Annotated in this window: 17 protein-coding genes; 7 read left to right on the forward strand and 10 right to left on the reverse strand. The window is 71.7% G+C overall.

The window, feature by feature from the left end:
• The first annotated feature begins 42 nt into the window (after nt 1–42).
• Nucleotides 43–1,032, forward strand: coding sequence for a sphingomyelin phosphodiesterase (gene sph, locus ACIRBY_RS17170; protein ID WP_403901304.1), 990 nt, complete (start codon nt 43–45; stop codon nt 1,030–1,032).
• Between the two features lie 78 nt (nt 1,033–1,110).
• On the opposite strand, the gene ACIRBY_RS17175 is transcribed toward sph, so the two are convergent.
• Nucleotides 1,111–1,404 carry a hypothetical protein gene (locus ACIRBY_RS17175; RefSeq protein WP_403901306.1) on the reverse strand — a complete coding sequence of 98 codons (294 nt, stop codon included), beginning with the start codon at nt 1,402–1,404 and terminating at the stop codon, nt 1,111–1,113.
• 199 nt (nt 1,405–1,603) lie between these two features.
• Here ACIRBY_RS17175 and ACIRBY_RS17180 point away from each other — a divergent pair, with 199 nt between their 5' ends.
• Genes ACIRBY_RS17180 through ACIRBY_RS17190 form a run of 3 tightly spaced genes read left to right on the forward strand, consistent with a single transcriptional unit; the run spans nt 1,604 to nt 3,591 of the window.
• Nucleotides 1,604–2,620 (forward strand): hypothetical protein, encoded by a 1,017-nt coding sequence (locus ACIRBY_RS17180; RefSeq protein WP_403901308.1) that lies wholly within the window; start codon nt 1,604–1,606, stop codon nt 2,618–2,620.
• Between the two features lie 10 nt (nt 2,621–2,630).
• Nucleotides 2,631–3,032 carry a hypothetical protein gene (locus ACIRBY_RS17185; protein ID WP_403901309.1) on the forward strand — a complete coding sequence of 134 codons (402 nt, stop codon included), beginning with the start codon at nt 2,631–2,633 and terminating at the stop codon, nt 3,030–3,032.
• On the forward strand, nt 3,025–3,591 hold the full coding sequence (locus ACIRBY_RS17190) for a type VII secretion system-associated protein (RefSeq protein WP_403901311.1): 567 nt from the start codon (nt 3,025–3,027) through the stop codon (nt 3,589–3,591). The genes ACIRBY_RS17185 and ACIRBY_RS17190 overlap by 8 nt, the downstream gene beginning before the upstream one ends.
• A 257-nt stretch (nt 3,592–3,848) precedes the next feature.
• On the opposite strand, the gene ACIRBY_RS17195 is transcribed toward ACIRBY_RS17190, so the two are convergent.
• Complete coding sequence (locus ACIRBY_RS17195) at nt 3,849–5,675, reverse strand: AMP-dependent synthetase/ligase (protein WP_403901313.1); 1,827 nt, start codon at nt 5,673–5,675, stop codon at nt 3,849–3,851.
• A gap of 85 nt (nt 5,676–5,760) precedes the next feature.
• Between ACIRBY_RS17195 and ACIRBY_RS17200 the strand changes: the two genes are divergently transcribed.
• On the forward strand, nt 5,761–6,492 hold the full coding sequence (locus tag ACIRBY_RS17200; RefSeq protein ID WP_403901315.1) for a MerR family transcriptional regulator: 732 nt from the start codon (nt 5,761–5,763) through the stop codon (nt 6,490–6,492).
• A gap of 18 nt (nt 6,493–6,510) precedes the next feature.
• Here the strand turns inward: ACIRBY_RS17200 and ACIRBY_RS17205 are convergent, their stop codons facing one another.
• From ACIRBY_RS17205 to ACIRBY_RS17230, 6 genes are all read right to left on the reverse strand, one after another.
• The gene (locus tag ACIRBY_RS17205) at nt 6,511–8,685 is read right to left on the reverse strand and encodes a 3-hydroxyacyl-CoA dehydrogenase NAD-binding domain-containing protein (RefSeq protein ID WP_403901316.1); all 2,175 of its coding nucleotides are present in this window, start codon (nt 8,683–8,685) and stop codon (nt 6,511–6,513) included.
• A gap of 45 nt (nt 8,686–8,730) precedes the next feature.
• Nucleotides 8,731–9,945: an acetyl-CoA C-acetyltransferase gene (locus tag ACIRBY_RS17210; RefSeq protein WP_403901318.1), complete on the reverse strand. Its 1,215-nt coding sequence runs from the start codon at nt 9,943–9,945 to the stop codon at nt 8,731–8,733.
• A gap of 59 nt (nt 9,946–10,004) precedes the next feature.
• Nucleotides 10,005–11,147: an acyl-CoA dehydrogenase family protein gene (locus ACIRBY_RS17215; protein WP_403901320.1), complete on the reverse strand. Its 1,143-nt coding sequence runs from the start codon at nt 11,145–11,147 to the stop codon at nt 10,005–10,007.
• A 9-nt stretch (nt 11,148–11,156) separates the two neighbouring features.
• A complete protein-coding gene (locus ACIRBY_RS17220) occupies nt 11,157–12,182 on the reverse strand; it encodes an LLM class F420-dependent oxidoreductase (protein WP_403901322.1) in 1,026 nt (341 codons plus the stop codon).
• Nucleotides 12,182–13,318, reverse strand: coding sequence for a CaiB/BaiF CoA transferase family protein (locus ACIRBY_RS17225; protein WP_403901324.1), 1,137 nt, complete (start codon nt 13,316–13,318; stop codon nt 12,182–12,184). Before ACIRBY_RS17225 ends, ACIRBY_RS17220 begins: the two co-directional genes overlap by 1 nt.
• A 132-nt stretch (nt 13,319–13,450) precedes the next feature.
• Nucleotides 13,451–13,837 carry an MmcQ/YjbR family DNA-binding protein gene (locus tag ACIRBY_RS17230; protein ID WP_403901325.1) on the reverse strand — a complete coding sequence of 129 codons (387 nt, stop codon included), beginning with the start codon at nt 13,835–13,837 and terminating at the stop codon, nt 13,451–13,453.
• Nucleotides 13,838–13,933: 96 nt separating this feature from the next.
• Between ACIRBY_RS17230 and ACIRBY_RS17235 the strand changes: the two genes are divergently transcribed.
• Entirely contained in the window at nt 13,934–15,145 is a 1,212-nt protein-coding gene (locus ACIRBY_RS17235) for a saccharopine dehydrogenase family protein (RefSeq protein WP_403901327.1), read from the forward strand.
• Here the strand turns inward: ACIRBY_RS17235 and ACIRBY_RS17240 are convergent.
• Both ACIRBY_RS17240 and ACIRBY_RS17245 read right to left on the reverse strand, forming a co-directional pair.
• Nucleotides 15,142–15,885, reverse strand: a complete 744-nt coding sequence (locus ACIRBY_RS17240; RefSeq protein WP_403901328.1) for a hypothetical protein — start codon at nt 15,883–15,885, stop codon at nt 15,142–15,144. The two genes, ACIRBY_RS17235 and ACIRBY_RS17240, sit on opposite strands and share 4 nt — an antisense overlap.
• Nucleotides 15,882–16,568: an endonuclease V gene (locus ACIRBY_RS17245; RefSeq protein WP_403901330.1), complete on the reverse strand. Its 687-nt coding sequence runs from the start codon at nt 16,566–16,568 to the stop codon at nt 15,882–15,884. The genes ACIRBY_RS17240 and ACIRBY_RS17245 overlap by 4 nt, the downstream gene beginning before the upstream one ends.
• A gap of 25 nt (nt 16,569–16,593) precedes the next feature.
• Here ACIRBY_RS17245 and ACIRBY_RS17250 point away from each other — a divergent pair, with 25 nt between their 5' ends.
• A complete protein-coding gene (locus ACIRBY_RS17250; protein WP_403901634.1) occupies nt 16,594–16,893 on the forward strand; it encodes a YciI family protein in 300 nt (99 codons plus the stop codon).
• Nucleotides 16,894–16,930: the final 37 nt, after the last annotated feature.

Genomic DNA, 16,930 nt, shown 5'->3' on the forward strand with positions numbered 1-16,930 from the left:
CGCAGGATTCCCGGGGATTCCACAGGACTGATGGAGACCTCCATGCAGCAGATCACGCACCGCAGCCGCACCGCCGCCACGGCCGCCGCCGCGACCGCGGCCGCAGCGGCCCTCGCCCTCGCCCCCGCGCCCGCCGCCACGGCCGCCGAGACCGCTGCCGCCCCCCGGATGAGCGTCCTGACCTACAACACGTTCCTGATGAGCAAGAACCTCTACCCGAACTGGGGCCAGGACCACCGGGCCGCCGAGATCCCCGAGGCCTCCTTCTTCCAGGGCCACGACGTGGTCGTCCTCCAGGAGACCTTCGACAACGGCGCCTCGGACGCCCTGAAGGCGAACGCCGCCGCCCAGTACCCGTACCAGACCCCGGTCGTGGGCCGCAGCAAGAGCGGCTGGGACGCGACGGGCGGCTCCTACTCCTCCACCACCCCGGAGGACGGCGGCGTCACGGTCCTCAGCAAGTGGCCGATCGTGCGCAAGGAGCAGGTGGTCTACAAGGACGCCTGTGGCGCCGACTGGTGGTCCAACAAGGGCTTCGCGTACGTGGTGCTGGACGTCGACGGCACCAAGGTCCACGTGGTCGGCACGCACGCCCAGTCCACCGACCCGGGCTGCGGCGCGGGCGAGGCGGCGCAGATGCGCAGCCGCCAGTTCAAGGCGATAGACGCGTTCCTGGACGCCAAGAACATCCCGGCGGGCGAACAGGTCGTCGTGGCGGGCGACATGAACGTCGACTCCCGCAGCCCGGAGTACACCTCGATGCTCAGCGACCTCGACCTGGCCCCCGCCGACGCGCGCACGGGCCACCCGTACTCCTTCGACACTGCGCTCAACTCGATCGCCAACTACCGCTACCCGACGGACCCCCGCGAGGACCTGGACTACGTCCTCTACCGCAAGGGCAACGCCCGCCCGTCGGGCTGGGAGAACAACGTGGTGAAGGAGCAGTCGACCCCCTGGACGGTCTCCAGCTGGGGCACGTCGTACACGTACTCCAACCTCTCGGACCACTACCCGGTGATCGGCCGCTAGTGCTGTGACCGCAACGTCGTTTGGTCGCTGCTCCGTTCGTGGCGCGCCGACTCGAACTGACCGATGAGGCGTGGCCGGTCAACCGAGCCGTTGCCGGCCCCGTCCCGGATGGGCCGTCCTGTCCGGGACGGCCGGCATGTTGTCAGCAGGATGCTGTGAAAGCTGTCCACGGGTGCGGTCTGGCCGGAACTGCCCGAACGCCGCCACCCGTGGAAGACGGCGCACGATCGGTTCCGCCGCTGATCGGCGGACGGAACCTGGGATCGCCTCCTGGTAGAGGAGCCGGCCCAGCAAGGCGCTGCGGCGCTGCCGCAGCGGACTGAGGATGCCCCAAGGGCGGACCAGCACCGGCAGAATGATGTCGTGGTCCATGGAGATCGACCCGCCCGTCTTCGCATAAAGTGGATCAAGAACGAGTGCCGGTCGCCTTCTGAGGAACAGTCAGGGACAAGAGGCCAGCGTTCAACTGGATGCCGTCGGAGGAGTGCCGGAGCGAGCGGATCACCAAACGCTGTCGCGCTCGAGCGCGCCATCGACAAGGCGTGGGGAGCGACATGCGCTGGGGGCGTAGATGAGCGAGTTGCACGGAGGCGAGGGCGCAGAGCCTCAGTCGCCTGGATACGAGATACCCGCTGCGCCTTCCGCAGAAAAGGAAGAGATCGGGGAGCCGGTCGAGCCGGCTGAAGGCCCCGAGGCGGAATCCGGGCCGGATGCCCCCTCCGACGATGACGAAGCGGAGCCCGTGGAGCCGGGAGACCCGGAAGGGTCATCGGACCTCGAAGAAGCAGAGCGGCAGGAAGCGCCGGACGACGAGCCTGAAGAACCAGACGAGTTCGCAGCGGAAGCCTTGGACGAAGCTGCACGGGATGAAACTCCGGATGCCCCCGAGGAGCCTCAGGACTTTGTCGACGAGGACCACATCGAGGATCCCGAGGAAGTTGAGCCTCAGGCAGCTGCAGAGCCCGGGGAAATCATCGAGTCCCAGGACGCCGCAGTAGCGGACGGGCACGACACGGACTTGCACTCGGAAGCCGACGGGAACACGGAGAGCGCCGAACCTGCCGGGCAGGCCGATTCCTCGGAGGCTGCACCAAGCGCGAACGACGAAGCAGCGCCAGGCGATGAACCTGATCGGCTGGCCGTAGCGACGCATCGCGACATCAACCTGGACGAGTTGGGCATACCTGTCGTCTGGCGGACGGACAACCTACCCTTGCACCGCAACGACAACCGTGAGCCCGACATCGTCTTCGGGGGCGGCTTCAAGCCCCTTGATCCTTCACGCGTCGACCTCGTCGAGTACGTACAGGAAAGCAACCCTTCAGCCTTGGTCAGCACGTCGTATCGCGACGACATCGGTGAAGAGTTCGGAGGGAAGTTCACGTACCTGATCAACGCGCCCGGCGGGATTGACGTGAACGCCTCGATGGGTGATCATCCACTCTCCTACGAGCAGGAGGTAGCGTTCCCGGGAGGCATTCGCACCGAATACATCTCGGGGGCTCGACCCTACAATTACGCAACCGCCGAACTTGGCGACTTCATTCCGAACCCGAACTACCGCCCCGAGGACGACCGTGTCACATGACCCCCAAGTCTTGTACGACAGAGAGATTTCCCTGGTCTCTGATGAAGAAGTTCTGGTCGGGAGGCTCGTCGGAGAGTACTCGGGCACTGATTACACCGTCCGCATCACCTATCGGACAGACATGTCAGAACACACGGCGTGGAACCTGTTCGAGGCCCTGGCGCACGTGCGAAACGACCTGGAAAGGAGCGGACTGAAACCCGCGATCGAAGGTGCCTGCAAGGACGTCTATCCCAGCAGAATGGCGCTGGAAATGGGCGGCGGAAGGCGAGCCTATCGATGGACATCATCCCGTCGGCCGGAAACCGTGGACATCTTTGACGGTGTGCCGACTGTGGACTATGCAAGGCTTGCCTATGTGGCTGAACAGAGCGACCTGAACAAAGAACGCAGAGGGCGCGGAAATGAGTGAGCCAAAGATGACGGCGCCGCCGGTGACCGACGCGGTGCGCGCAGAGGCGATGACCAAGCCGGGATCCTGGGTATATGCCATCGATCGTTTCTTCGACCCGGCGGGGAGAGTCCCCCCGTTCGGCATCATTGGCGCCTGGAAGGTTGACGATCTCGGGCACATTACGGGCGAGTTCAAACACAATCCGAGTTACCGCCCGTCTCCTCTCACCCTTGGCATGAATGAGCCAACCGACGCCGTGGACGCCGCGATTCAGCGCGCCGCAGCGGGGTATTCCGATGACGGAGCCATTCGTAGCGCACTCTTGGATTCCATCCTCTTCTTCGTTCCCGACGGCGTCCCTGACGCGGCCGCACACGCGGACGACACCCATCACCGCGCCGTCATGGCATATACGAACGAGCGCCAAGCACCCCGATCGGTGCCACTGCTGCGACCGGTCGCATTCCGCGATCTCCTCGCGCGCCTTCCGGACCACGCGATTCTGAAGCTGAACCCCGGCAGTTCGGCTTCGGTGCACATCCCCGTTTCGGAGCTGAGGCGAGCTGCTGATGGGTGAGTCCCGTGCTTCGACCTGGTACCCCATCCCGTCCAGCAGCCGGGCCCGCTCGCCGCTGCGGTAGGCACGCCGTCATGCGGCCGTGTCGGGGATCAGGCGTACCGGCCCCAGACCGGCGGCGGACGCCGAGACGGGGGAAGCGCGTAGCGATCTGGTGCGGGGAGCGGCTCCGGAATTCCGGGAAGGGGGCCGGATGCCCGGTCCGCCGGGACCCCGCTCTCCCAGGTCCCGGCCGGCCGGCGAGTTCCCGCAGGCGGTCAGTCCCCCTCGTACAGTCCCTCGATCAGGGCCCCGTACTTCTCCCGGACCACCCGGCGGCGGAGTTTCAGCGTCGGGGTGAGTTCGCCCGTCTCCGGGCCCCATTCCTCCGCCAGCAGGCGGTAGCGCTTGATCTGTTCCGTGCGGTTGAGGCGGGCGTTGGCGGTCTCCACCGCGCGGGCGGTCTCCTCCAGGACCGCCGGGTGCGCGGCCAGGTCGGCCAGGGTGGTCGCCTCGATGCCGCGGGCGGCGGCCCAGGCCGGGGCCAGCTCGGGGTCCAGGACCAGCAGGGCGACGAGGTAGGAGCGGCCGTCGCCGTGGACCAGGGCCTGGCCGATCAGCGGGTGTTCCTTGACGGTGTTCTCCACCAGGGCCGGGGCCACGTTCTTGCCGTTCGAGGTGATGATCAGCTCCTTCTTGCGGTCGGTGAGCCACAGGAAGCCGTCCTCGTCGATCCGGCCGATGTCCCCGGTGGGGAACCAGCCCTCGGCGTCGGCGGCGCCCTCCAGCGTCCCGTCGGGCCGCAGGTAGCCGTCGAAGACGGTCGCTCCGCGTGCGAGGACCTCCCCGTCCTCCGCGAGCCTGAGCTCCAGCCCCTCGATGGGCCGGCCCACCGAGCCCAGCCGGAAGCCCCCGGGGCCGTTGCTGTTGACGGTGCACACCCCGGAGGTCTCGGTCAGGCCCCAGGCGTCCATGATGGTGATCCCCCAGCCCGCCCAGAAGCGGACCACGTCGATCGGCATCGGCGCGGTCGCGCTGGCCGTCCACAGCAGCCGGTCCAGCCCCGCCAGCCGCAGCAGCGGGTCCAGCACCCGCTCCTTCACCTCCGCGTACGCGGCCTCCAGCGCGGCCGGGACCTCCTCCCCGCGCTCCCGGTGGCCCGCCCGGGCGCGGGCCACGTCCCCGGCCCCCTCGATGGCGCGCCGCTGCTCCTGCGGGAGGCCCGCGAGCACCGCCCGTACGCCCGCGGCGAGCTTCTCCCAGACCCGGGGCACGCCGAAGAACTGCACGGGCCGCAGCTCGCGGACCGCGGCGGCCACGGCGGCGGGGTCGGCGACGAGCCGGACGTGCGCGGCGCGCAGCAGCGGCAGGTAGATGCCGAGGATGCGTTCGGCGATGTGGGCGAAGGGCAGGTAGCAGATGTGCTCGGCGTGTTCGGGGAGGTCCACGTTCCGGTCGAGGCGCACGGACTGGAGCAGGATGTTGCGGTGGCTGAGCCGGACGCCCTTGGGGTCGCCGGTGGTGCCGGAGGTGTAGACGACGGTCAGGGGGTCCTCGGGACGGGCCTCCTGCCAGGCCTTCTCGAAGGCGTCGGGGCTGTGCAGGCGGGCGCCGCTCGCGCAGAGGGAGGCGTAGGTGGTGTGCGGGCCGGCCTCGGCGGCCTCGGCGACGACGAGGCGTTCCAGCGGGGTGGCCGGGTGGTCCAGCAGCGGGGCCCAGCGGGCGAGTTCGCGGGCGCCCTCGACGACGGCGAGCCGGGCCCGGCTGTGGCGGGCGATGTGGGCGATCTGCTCGGGCGCGGAGGTCCCGTAGACGGTGACGGGGACGGCGCCGAGGTGGACGAGGGCGAGGTCGGTGAGCCAGTGCTCGGGCCGGTTGCCCATCATCAGCAGGACGTGCTCGCCGCGGGTGACGCCCAGGGCGGTGTATCCGGCGGCGAGGACGGCGACGCGGCGGCGGGCCTCGCTCCAGGTGAGGGTCTGCCAGCCGTCCCCGGTGCGCCAGGAGAGGGCGGGCAGGTCCGGGTGTTCGGCGGCGTTGCGGGCGAGCAGGGACGGGAGGGTGAGGTCTTCGGGACGTCCGGGCAGTCGCAGGTTCGTGGTCATGGGCAGCTCCTGGCCGTTTCACATCGTTGGTGCGACAGCAATACTGTTGAACCCAAGCCGTGCAGCAGAGAGCGAGGAGCGGACGATGGCCGACCACCGGGCGACCGAGCCGATGCTCACCGTCGACGAGCTGGCGTCGAAGGCCGGTGTCACCGTCCGCACCGTACGGTTCTACAGCACGCGCGGCCTTTTGCCCCCTCCCGTGATCGGACCCCGTCGGGTGGGGCACTACGGGCCGGAGCACCTGTCGCGGCTGGCGCTGATCGAGGAGCTCCGGCACCAGGGGATGACCCTGTCGGCGATCCAGCGCTATCTGGACGCGCTCCCCGACGACCTGAGCCCGCACGACCTGGCGATCCACCGGGCGCTGGTGGCGACCTGGGCGCCGGACACGGCGCGGGAGGTGTCGCGGGCGGAGCTGGAGCGGCGGGCCGGGCGGGGCCTGTCGGACGGGGACCTGCGCCGGCTGGCCGCGATGAACGTGCTGTCGGAGGCGGGTGAGGGCTACCGGGTGGACCTGGGCCTGCTGCGGCTGGGGGTGGCGCTGCTCGACGTGCCGATCGCGCACGAGACGCTGCTGGCGGCGCGGGACGTCCTGGTGGAGCACGCGCGGACGGCGGCGCACCAGCTGACGGCGCTGTTCCGGGACGAGGTGTGGGGGCCGTTCACCGAGGGCGAGAGCGACCTGGAGCAGATCGAGTCGATGAAGGCCCTGTCGGCGCACATGCAGCCGATGGTGGTGCAGGCCCTGGTGACGGCCTTCCAGCGGTCGCTGAAGGAGGAGCTGCGGGCGGCGTTCGACTCGGAATCCGGGTGAACGCCGCCCGCGGGCGGGTCAGTCGGAGTACGTCTCGCCGCGCTCGGCCTTCGCCACCAGGGAGGCCGGCGGGGTGAAGCGCTCGCCGTAGGTGGCGGCGAGCTCGCGGGCGCGGGCGACGAAGCCGGGCAGGCCGCCCTCGTAGCCGTTGATGTACTGGATCACGCCGCCGGTCCAGGCCGGGAAGCCGATGCCCATGATGGAGCCGATGTTGGCGTCGGCGACGGAGGTGAGCACGCCCTCGTCCAGGCAGCGGACGGTGTCCACGGCCTCGGCGAAGAGCATCCTCTCCTTCATGTCCTCGAAGGGGACCTGGGCGGCGTCCGGCTTGGCGAAGTGCTCGCGCAGGCCGGGCCAGATGCGGGTGCGCCTGCCGGTCCCGTCGTACTCGTAGAAGCCGGCGCCCCCGCTGCGGCCGGGGCGGCCGAAGTCGTCGACCATGCGGTCGATGACGCGGTCGGCGGGGTGCTCGGTCCACTCGCGGCCCTCGGCCTCGAAGGCCTTGCGGGTCTCGTTGCGGATCTTGCGCGGGAGGGTGAGGGTGAGCTCGTCCATCAGGGAGAGCACCTTGGCCGGGTAGCCGGCCTGGGCGGCGGCCTGTTCGACGGAGGCGGGCTCGATGCCCTCGCCGACCATCGCGACACCCTCGTTGATGAACTGGCCGATGACGCGCGAGGTGAAGAAGCCGCGCGAGTCGTTGACCACGATGGGGGTCTTGGCGATCTGGCGGACCAGGTCGAAGGCGCGGGCGACGGCCTCGTCGCCGGTGCGCCCGCCCTTGATGATCTCCACCAGCGGCATCTTGTCGACGGGCGAGAAGAAGTGCAGGCCGATGAAGTCGGCGGGGCGCGCGACCCCTTCGGCGAGGCCGGTGATGGGGAGGGTGGAGGTGTTGGAGCAGAGCAGGGCGTCGGGGGCGACCACGTCCTGGATCTCCTGGAACACCTTGTGCTTGAGGGCGGTGTCCTCGAAGACGGCCTCGATGACGGCGTCGCAGCCCGCCAGGTCGGCGGCTTCGGCGGTCGGGGTGATGCGGGCGAGCAGCTCGGTCCGCTTGGCCTCGGTGGTGCGGCCCTTGGCGAGCGCCTTGTCGAGCAGCTTCTCGGAGTACGCCTTGCCCTTGGCGGCGGCCTCGGGGGTGACGTCCTTGAGGACCACCTCGATGCCCGCGCGGGCGCAGGAGTAGGCGATGCCCGCGCCCATCATGCCGGCGCCGAGTACGGCGACCTTGCGGACCTTGCGCGGCGGGACGCCCTGCGGACGGCTGCGGCCGGCGTTGACGGCCTGGAGGTCGAAGAAGAAGGCCTGGATCATGTTCTTCGCGGTCTGGCCGGTGACCAGCTCGGTGAAGTAGCGGGCCTCGATGGTCAGCGCGGTCTCGAAGTCCACCTGGGAGCCCTCGACGGCGCAGGCCAGGATGTTGCGCGGGGCCGGGTACGGGGCGCCGTTGAGCTGCTTCTTGAGGTTGGCGGGGAAGGCCGGCAGGTTGGCGGCGAAGCGCGGGTTGGAGGGCGTGCCGCCCGGGATCTTGTAGCCGGGGACGTCCCAGGGCTGCTTCGACTCGGGGTTGGCGTCGATGAAGGCGCGGGCCTTGGCCAGCATCTCCTCGGGGGTGGCGGCCAGTTCGTGGACCAGGCCGCTGTCGAGGGCGCGCTGCGGGGTGTACTGGGTGCCCTGGAGGAGGACCTTCAGGAGGGCGTCGGCGATGCCCATGAGGCGGACGGTGCGGGTGACGCCGCCGCCGGCCGGGAGCAGGCCGAGGGTGACCTCGGGCAGACCGATCTTGGAGCCGGGGGCGTCGAGGGCGACGCGGTGGTGGGAGGCGAGGCAGATCTCGTAACCGCCGCCGAGGGCGGCGCCGTTGATCGCGGCGACGACGGGCTTGCCGAGGGTCTCGATGCGGCGCAGCGAGCGCTTGATCTCGGTGCCGGTGTCGAAGGCGAGCCGCGCGTGCTCGGGGCGCAGCCCGATCATGTCCTTGAGGTCGCCGCCGGCGAAGAAGGTCTTCTTGGCGGAGGTGTAGATGATGCCGCGGATGGAGTCCTTCTCGGCCTCGGCGCGGTCGGCGATCGCCGCGATGGAGTCCTTGAAGGCCTGGTTCATCGTGTTGGCGGACTGGTCGGGGTCGTCGAGGACCAGGGTGACGACGCCGGTCTCGTCCTGTTCCCAGCGGATCGTGGTGGACTCGCTCATGTTCGCTACTTCCGTGTGAGAGGTGGGATCAGGGGTCAGGACGGATCAGACGCGTTCGACGATGGTGGCGACGCCCATGCCGCCGCCGACGCAGAGGGTGACGAGGCCGTAGCGCTTGTCCTGGCGCTCCAGTTCGTCGACGACGGTGCCCAGCAGCATGGCGCCGGTGGCGCCGAGGGGGTGGCCGAGCGCGATGGCGCCGCCGTTGACGTTGACCTTGTCGAGGGAGACGCCCATGTCCTTGACGAAGCGCAGGACGACGCCGGCGAAGGCCTCGTTCATCTCGATGAGGTCGATGTCGTCGATGGTCAGGCCGGCCTTGGCGAGGGCCTTGCGGGTGGCGGGGGCGGGTCCGGTGAGCATGATGGTGGGCTCGGAGCCGGAGACGGCGGCCGAGACGATGCGGGCGCGCGGCCGCAGGCCGCCCCGTTCGCCGGCCTCGCGGGTGCCGATGGCGACGAGGGAGGCGCCGTCGACGATGCCGGAGGAGTTGCCGGCGTGGTGGACGTGGTCGATCTTCTCGATCCAGTGGTACTTCTGCAGGGCGACGGCGTCGAAGCCGCCGAGGTCGCCGATGTCGGCGAAGGAGGGCTTCAGCTTGGCGAGGGTGTCGGCGGTGGTGCCGGGGCGGACGAACTCCTCGTGGTCGAGGACGACCAGGCCGTTGCGGTCGGTGACGGGGACCACGGAGCCGGCGAAGCGGCCCTCCTTGATGGCGGTGGCGGCCCGCTCCTGGGAGAGGGCGGCGTACTCGTCGACGTCGCGGCGGGTGAACCCCTCGATGGTGGCGATCAGGTCGGCGCCGATGCCCTGGGGGACGAAGCCGGTGTCCCAGTTGGTCATCGGGTCGGCGAACCAGGCGCCGCCGTCGGAGGCCATGGGGACGCGGGACATGGACTCGACGCCGCCGGCCAGGACCAGGTCCTCCCAGCCGGAGCGGACCTTGGCGGCGGCGAGGTTGACGGCTTCGAGGCCGGAGGCACAGAAGCGGTTCTCTTGGACGCCGGCGACGGTGTCGGGGAGTCCGGCGGCGATGGCCGCGATGCGGGCGATGTCGGAGCCCTGGTCGCCGACCGGGCCGACGACGCCGAGGACGATGTCGTCGATGGCGGCCGGGTCGAGGCCGGCGTTGCGCTCGCGCAGGGCGTGGATGAGGCCCACGACCAGGTCGATCGGCTTGGTGCCGTGCAGGGCCCCGTTGGCCTTGCCGCGCCCGCGCGGGGTGCGGATCGCGTCGTACACGTACGCTTCGGTGCTCACAGGTCTTGCCTTTCGGGGGAGGTCCGGGATGCGTCGGGGGGAGCCGGCGGGGTCGGGTGTCAGCCGAGGAGGGAGCGGCCGATGATCTCCTTCATGATCTCGGTCGTGCCCCCGTAGATGGTCTGGATGCGGCCGTCGGTGAAGGCCCGCGCCACGCGGTACTCGGTCATGTAGCCGTAGCCCCCGTGCAGCTGGAGGCAGCGGTCGGCGACCCGCTTCTGGAGTTCGGTGGCCCACCACTTGGCCATCGAGGCGTGGACGTGGTCCAGTTCGCCGTTCGCGTGGTCGGTGATGCAGCGGTCGAGGAAGGAGCGGGTGACCGCGCACTCGGTGGCCATCTCGGCGATCTCGAAGCGGATGTGCTGGAGTGCGGCGAGCGGGCGGCCGAAGGCCTCGCGCTCCTTGACGTACGTGGTGGTGATCTCCAGCAGGTGCTCGGCGCCGGCGATGGCGGCCATGGCGATGCCCATGCGCTCCTGCGCGAGGTTGGTCATCAGGTGGAGGAAGGCGCCGTTGAGCTCGCCGAGCAGGTTCTCCTTGGGTACGCGGACGTCGTTGAAGAAGAGTTCGGCGGTGTCCTGGGACTTCTGGCCGATCTTGTCGAGGTTGCGGCCGCGTTCGAAGCCCTCCGCACCGCGCTCGACGACCAGCAGCGACAGTCCGTGCGCCCCGCCCTCGGGGGTGGTCTTCGCGACGACGATCACCAGGTCGGCGAGGATGCCGTTGGAGATGAAGGTCTTGGAGCCGTTGAGCAGCCAGTGGTCGCCGCGGTCCTCCGCGCTGGTGCGGATGCCCTGGAGGTCGGAGCCGGCGCCCGGCTCGGTCATCGCGATCGCGGTGACGGTCTCGCCCGAGCAGAAGCCGGGCAGCCAGCGGCGCTTCTGCTCCTCGGTGCCCAGTGAGGTGAGGTAGGGGCCGATGATGTCGTTGTGCAGGCCGATCGCCAGGCCGGGGGTCCCGGCCCGGGTGAACTCCTCGGCGAGGACGGCCGCGTAGCGGAAGTCGGGGTTTCCGCCGCCCCCGTACTCCTCCGGGACGGCGAGGCCCAGCAGCCCCTGCCGGCCGGCGGCGCGCCAGGCCTCTCGGCTGACGATGCCGTCCTTCTCCCACTGCTCGTAGTGCGGCAGCACCTCCTTGGCGAGGAAGGTGCGGACGGTCTCGCGGAACGCCTCGTGGTCGGCGTCGTAGATGCGGCGTTGCATCGGGGCCCCCTAGAGCCAGCTCTTGACGGTTTCGATCAGACGGGCCGGCTCGGGGCCGACGGGCGTGACGTTGAGCATGGTGACGCCCGCCTCCCGGAAGGCCTCGACGCGCTCGCGCACGTACCCTTCGGGTCCGCAGAGGGTCATGAGTTCGCAGAACTCGTCCGGGACGGCGGCGGCCGCGTCGCGCTTGCGGCCGGAGAGGTAGAGCTCCTGGATCGTGCGGGCCTCCTGCTCGTAGCCGTAGGCCACGGCGAGGTCGTTGTAGAAGTTGCGGCCGGGCGCGCCCATCCCGCCGACGTACAGGGCGATCTGCGGGCGCGCCAGGTCCCGGGCCTTCGCCGCGTCCTCCCCGATGGCCAGCAGGCCGCCGGCGACCGTCTGGAGCGGGCCGAGCCCGGCGGGCCGCTTCGCCGCGCCCTCGGCGAGGGCGCTCCCCCATACGGCGTGCGCCTTCTCGGGGAGGAAGAGGGTGGGCAGCCAGCCGTCGGCGATCTCGGCGGTCAGGGCGACGTTGGCGGGGCCGAGGGAGGCGATGTAGACGGGGATCCGGTCGCGCACCGGGCGGGTGAGGATCTTCAGGGGCTTGCCGTGGCGGCCGCCGCGCTCGGGCGGCAGCGGCATGTCGGTGATGCCGTGGTGGTCGATGGTCTCGCGGCGCCAGATGCGCCGGCAGAGCTCGACGGTCTCGCGGGTGCGGCCGAGGGGCCGGTCGTAGGGCTTGCCGTGCCAGCCCTCGACCACCTGCGGGCCGGAGGCGCCGAGGCCGAGCAGGGCCCGGCCGCCCGAGACCGCGTCGAGTCCGGCGGCGGTCTGGGCGATGAGGGCGGGGGTGCGGGAGTAGACGTTGACGACGGCCGAGCCGATCTTCATCCGCTCGGTCCGCGCCGCCAGGTACCCCATGATGGTCGGGGAGTCGAAGCCCCAGGCCTCGGCCACCCAGACGGCGTCGAGGCCGGCCGGTTCCAGGGCCGCCGCCTCGTCGGCGGCCCGGCGCGGGTCGCCCGCGTAGTCGAGCAGCATGGACAGTTCCATCAGGCGTCCTTCCCGGTCAGGCCCGGTACGTCCCAGTCGCGTGCCACGGACGCGGTGTCCGCCCCGGGCTGCGCCGGGCCCCTGACGGCCCCGGTGGGGGTGGCGGAGAAGCGGGGCGCGGGGGCGGGCTGGGTGATCCCGCCGGACTCGGTGAAGGTGGCTCGGGCGGCGAGGTGCGGGTGGTGCGGGGCCTCGCCCAGGGAGAGCACGGGGGCCACGCAGGCGTCGGTGCCCTCGAAGACCTCGGTCCACTCGGCGCGCGTACGGGTCCTGAAGCGGGCGGCGACGCGTTCGCGCAGCTCGCCCCAGCGGGCCGGGTCCTTGCGCGCGGGGGCCCCGTCGGCGATCCCGAGGAGGCCGGCGAAGGTGTCGTAGAACTGCTGCTCCAGCGCGCCGACGGCCATGTACTTCCCGTCGGAGGTCTCGTAGGTGCCGTAGAAGGGGCAGCCGCCGTCGAGGAGGTTGGCGCCGCGCCGGTCCTGCCAGCCGCCGGCCGCGACCATGCCGTGGATCATGGCGGTGAGGTGGGCGGTGCCGTCGACGATCGCGGCGTCCACGACCTGGCCGCTCCCGCCGGCGGTGCGGGCGTGCTGGAGGGCGGCGAGCACGCCGACGACCAGGTAGAGGGAGCCGCCCGCGTAGTCCCCGACCAGGTTGGCGGGGACGGCCGGGGGCCCGTCCGGGTCACCGATCATGCCGAGGGCGCCGGTGACGGCGATGTACGCGATGTCGTGCCCGGCGGTGTGGGCGAGCGGGCCCTCCTGGCCCCAGCCGGTCATCCGCCCGTACACGAGCTTCGGGTTGCGGGCGAGGCAGTCGGCCGGGCCGACCCCGAGCCGCTCGGCGACACCGGGGCGGAAGCCCTCGATGAGCACGTCGGCCCGCTCGACGAGTTCCAGCACCCGGGCGGGGCCCTCGGCGGACTTCAGGTCGACCAGTACGGAGCGCTTGTTGCGGTTGGTGACGTCGTACGCCGGATCGACGGCGAGCCCGCCGCCGCCCGGCCGGTCCACGCGGACGACGTCCGCGCCGAGGTCGGCGAGGAGCATGGCGGCGAAGGGACCGGGCCCGATGCCCGCGAGTTCCACGACGCGCACCCCGGCGAGCGGGCCGGTCCCTGTCTTCGCCACTGTCATCGGGCCCCCAGCGTCCCTGGTGCGTGTGTGACACAACTGATGTAACACCAGCGATGCTAGGAACGCGTTCCACTCAGCACAAGAGCAAGCGCTTAGCCGATTGGCTCAATCTCCCCCGCGCCGTCGCCGCCGTCACGCCGGGTGCCGGGCGTCGAGTTCCCTGACGTGCCGTTTGAGCGCGACCGTCCGGTAGCTCTCCTCCACCCATTCGCACAGCACCTCCGCCGACGGCGCCCCCTTCTCCCCCAGCGGTACCGACACCCATCCCGCCCGGCCCAGGCCGTACCCGGTGGGCGTCGCGCCGGGAGCGGCCAGCGCGTGCCCGTGCAGGGCCTCGTCCTTGAGTTTCACCGAGAGGCCCGGCGGTTCGGGACCGTCCGCGTTCCCCAGGAAGACGAAGATCTTCTTGTTGACCTTCACCACGCCGTCCTCCGGACCCCAGGGATGCTCCTCGACGGCCTCCGGCAGCCCCAGCGCGAACGCGCGCACCGCCTCCCACTTGCGCACCGCAGCCCTCATCGAACCCTCCCACTTACCGCAGGTCACACCTGCGCGCACGGACCGTCGACACCCACGCTAGCCTCAGCCACCGACACCAGCCGGGAGGAACGTTTCATGACCGCGCACGTCCACCGCAGCCGCCCCCAGCCGGGCCCGGAACGGGAGTTCGACCTCGTGCTCTTCGGCGCGACCGGGTTCGTCGGGGCGCTGACCGCCGAGTACCTGGCCCTGAACGCCCCGGCCGGCTGCCGCTGGGCCCTGGCCGGACGCGACCTCGGGAAACTGGAGCGGCTGCGCGAGCGGCTGACCGCCCTGAACCCGGCCTGCTCCGGCCTGCCGCTGCTGCGCGCCGACGCCGCCGACGGGCCGGCCGTGCGCGAACTGGCCGCCTCCACCCGGGTGCTGGCCACCACCGTCGGGCCCTACGTCTGGTACGGGGCCGAGCCGGTCGCGGCCTGCGCCGACGCCGGGACCGACTACGTGGACCTCACCGGCGAGCCGGAGTTCGTCGACCGGATGTACGTCGCGCACGACGCGCGGGCCCGCGAGACCGGGGCGCGGCTGGTCCACGCGTGCGGGTTCGACTGCGTCCCGGCCGACCTCGGGGCGTACTTCACGGTGGGCCTCCTGCCGGCCGGCGAGCCGCTGCGGGTGGACGGGTTCGTCCGGTCCGCCGCGCTCGCCTCGGGCGGCACCCTGGCCTCCGCCCTCACCGCCCTGGGCCGGGGTCCCCAGACCCTGGCCGCCGCGCGGGAGCGCAGGCTGTACCAGCCCCGGCTGCCCGGGCGCCGGGTGCGGGGCACGGCGGGGGCGCCCCGGTTCAGCCGGGAGACCGGGACCTGGGCGCTGCCGCTGCCCACCCTGGACCCCCGCGTCGTCACCCGGTCGGCGGCCGCGCTGGAGCGCTACGGGCCGGACTTCCGCTACCGCCACTACGCCTCGGTGCGCCACCTGCCCGTCGCCCTGGGCGGGACGGCGGCCCTGGGCGCGGCGGTCGCGCTGGCCCAGGTGCCGGCGGCCCGGCGGTGGCTGACGGCCCGTTGGGAGCCGGGCACCGGCCCGGACGCGGAGCGCCGCGCCCGCAGCTGGTTCACCGTCCGCTTCGTCGGGGAGGGCGGCGGGCGCCGCGTGTTCACCGAGGTCTCGGGCGGCGACCCGGGCTACGGGGAGACCGCGAAGATGCTGGCGGAGTCCGCCCTGTGCCTGGCGTACGACGCCCTCCCCGACGCCTCCGGCCAGCTCACCCCGGCGGTGGCGATGGGCGACGCCCTGCTGGCCCGCCTCCAGAAGGCGGGCATCCGCTTCCGCGTGGCGGCGGAGTCCTAGGACCCCTCGCCCACGGGCTCGGGATGGTCCGACCTGACCTGGGCCACGGCGTTCGGCATGAACCCGGCGACGGCGCCGGCCTCGTCCGGGGTGAGCGTGAGGACGCTGGAGAAGACGATGAGCACGTTCCCCACCCGGACGACGGTCGCATCCGCGTGCTCCGTGCCGTCGGCCTCCGTCATGACGGAGGCCCGGACGACGAGGCTCTCGTCCCCGAGCCGGGGGCCTTCGGCCGCGGCGAACGCGGCCGTCTCGGCGGGCTCCCCCGCCGTGTGCGGCAACTCCACGCTGCGGCACCGGTCCGCCAGGGCGCGCATGTCCTCCACCGCCCGGTGCGCACCGCCGTCCGGGAACGAGTAGAGCTTCTCCACACCGGGGATGACGCCGTTCCCGGCGGAGTGCCCGCCGCTGAACATGGCCGTCGCGTCCGCGGACGCCGCCGTCGTACTCGCGTCCACGATGCTCTGCCCGTCCAGCAGTGCCAGGCAGGACGCGGACGTCGCCGACGCGGCCGGGGCCCCCTTCGGGCGCTCGTGCGCGGGTTCGGCCCGGGAGGTCCAGCCGCCCGGCAGGACCGCGGGCAGGAGGTGCGTCCGCAGCTCGGCGGCCGACAGGGACGCCGGCCGGGGTGCCGGCCGCGTTGCCGGTGCCGACGGGTGCGGCTCCGCCTCGGGCGCGCACCCGGCGACCGACAGCAGCAGCACGAGTCCGGCGGCGCACCGGATTCCGGAGCGGGTCATCTGCCCTCACCGGCCTCGTGCAGGGCGCGCCGGCACAGGGAGTCGGCGTGCCGGGTGGTCTCGGGGATCCGGAACCGGGGGCTCAGGGCGAGGGCGTGGGCGCAGGCGTTGTCCAGGGAGACCCGGTGGCCGACGGACACGTACACCGGCTTGACCCCGTGCCGGGTGCGCAGCGCCCGGCCGACGACGGACCCGTCGGCCGCGAGCAGCGGCGAGGCCTCGCCGCGCAGGGCGCCCGGCTCCTCGTGGGTGAAGGTGAAGGGGTTCTTGGCGACGCCGATGCTGGGCAGGCCCGTCACCACCCCCAGGTGGCAGGCGAGGCCGAAGCCGCGCGGGTGGGCGAGGCCGTAGCCGTCGCAGACGACGAGGCCGGGGGTGACGGGGAGCGCCTCCAGGGCCGCGAGGACGGTCGGCAGCTCGCGGAAGGCGAGCAGGCCGGGGACGTAGGGGAAGGTGACGTGGCCGACGGCGGTGGACTCGGCGACGACATCGAGGGTGGCGGCGTCGAGGACGACGGCGGCGGCCGCCACGAGGTCGCGCTCGTCGTCGTAGGCCACGTCGACCCCTGCGACCAGCCCGCGGCCGGGCTCGGGGCCGGGCTCGTCGAGCACGACGTGCTTGCGGAGTTCGTCCTGTATCGCCCGGGCCTCGGCTTCGTCGGCGGGGGTCTTCACTCGTGTCATGGAGTGCGAGGGTAGCCTGGCGATCATGTTCGTCATGGAACTCGTGTACACCGCGCCCATCGAGGACGTCGAGGAGGTGCTGGACGCGCACATCGCCTGGCTCGACGGGCACTACGCGTCCGGCGTCTTCCTCGCCTCGGGGCGCAAGGTCCCGCGCGAGGGCGGGGTCATCCTGGCCCGCGGGGTCTCGCGGGCCGAGGTCGAGCAGATCGCGGCGTCGGACCCGTTCGCGGTGGCGGGGGTGTGCGCGTACCGGATCACCGAGTTCATCGCCACGAAGACCTCCTCGGACCTGGCCGCGGTCCGGGAGACCCTCCCGTCGTAGCCGCCCCGGCGCCCTGCCGCTGCGCGGGCCGGTCCCC

Source organism: Streptomyces sp. NPDC096136 (assembly GCF_044763325.1).
Taxonomy (GTDB): Bacteria; Actinomycetota; Actinomycetes; order Streptomycetales; family Streptomycetaceae; genus Streptomyces.

Excerpts from the sequence above, each read along its gene's own strand:
- ACIRBY_RS17175 (WP_403901306.1), bottom strand. The coding sequence starts at position 1,404 with ATGGACCACGACATCATTCTGCCGGTGCTGGTCCGCCCTTGGGGCATC.
- ACIRBY_RS17225 (WP_403901324.1), bottom strand. The coding sequence starts at position 13,318 with ATGACAGTGGCGAAGACAGGGACCGGCCCGCTCGCCGGGGTGCGCGTC.
- ACIRBY_RS17205 (WP_403901316.1), bottom strand. The coding sequence starts at position 8,685 with ATGAGCGAGTCCACCACGATCCGCTGGGAACAGGACGAGACCGGCGTC.
- ACIRBY_RS17220 (WP_403901322.1), bottom strand. The coding sequence starts at position 12,182 with ATGGAACTGTCCATGCTGCTCGACTACGCGGGCGACCCGCGCCGGGCC.
- ACIRBY_RS17215 (WP_403901320.1), bottom strand. The coding sequence starts at position 11,147 with ATGCAACGCCGCATCTACGACGCCGACCACGAGGCGTTCCGCGAGACC.
- ACIRBY_RS17200 (WP_403901315.1), top strand. The coding sequence starts at position 5,761 with ATGGCCGACCACCGGGCGACCGAGCCGATGCTCACCGTCGACGAGCTG.
- ACIRBY_RS17180 (WP_403901308.1), top strand. The coding sequence starts at position 1,604 with ATGAGCGAGTTGCACGGAGGCGAGGGCGCAGAGCCTCAGTCGCCTGGA.
- sph (WP_403901304.1), top strand. The coding sequence starts at position 43 with ATGCAGCAGATCACGCACCGCAGCCGCACCGCCGCCACGGCCGCCGCC.
- ACIRBY_RS17190 (WP_403901311.1), top strand. The coding sequence starts at position 3,025 with ATGAGTGAGCCAAAGATGACGGCGCCGCCGGTGACCGACGCGGTGCGC.
- ACIRBY_RS17240 (WP_403901328.1), bottom strand. The coding sequence starts at position 15,885 with ATGACCCGCTCCGGAATCCGGTGCGCCGCCGGACTCGTGCTGCTGCTG.
- ACIRBY_RS17230 (WP_403901325.1), bottom strand. The coding sequence starts at position 13,837 with ATGAGGGCTGCGGTGCGCAAGTGGGAGGCGGTGCGCGCGTTCGCGCTG.
- ACIRBY_RS17245 (WP_403901330.1), bottom strand. The coding sequence starts at position 16,568 with ATGACACGAGTGAAGACCCCCGCCGACGAAGCCGAGGCCCGGGCGATA.
- ACIRBY_RS17195 (WP_403901313.1), bottom strand. The coding sequence starts at position 5,675 with ATGACCACGAACCTGCGACTGCCCGGACGTCCCGAAGACCTCACCCTC.
- ACIRBY_RS17235 (WP_403901327.1), top strand. The coding sequence starts at position 13,934 with ATGACCGCGCACGTCCACCGCAGCCGCCCCCAGCCGGGCCCGGAACGG.
- ACIRBY_RS17250 (WP_403901634.1), top strand. The coding sequence starts at position 16,594 with ATGTTCGTCATGGAACTCGTGTACACCGCGCCCATCGAGGACGTCGAG.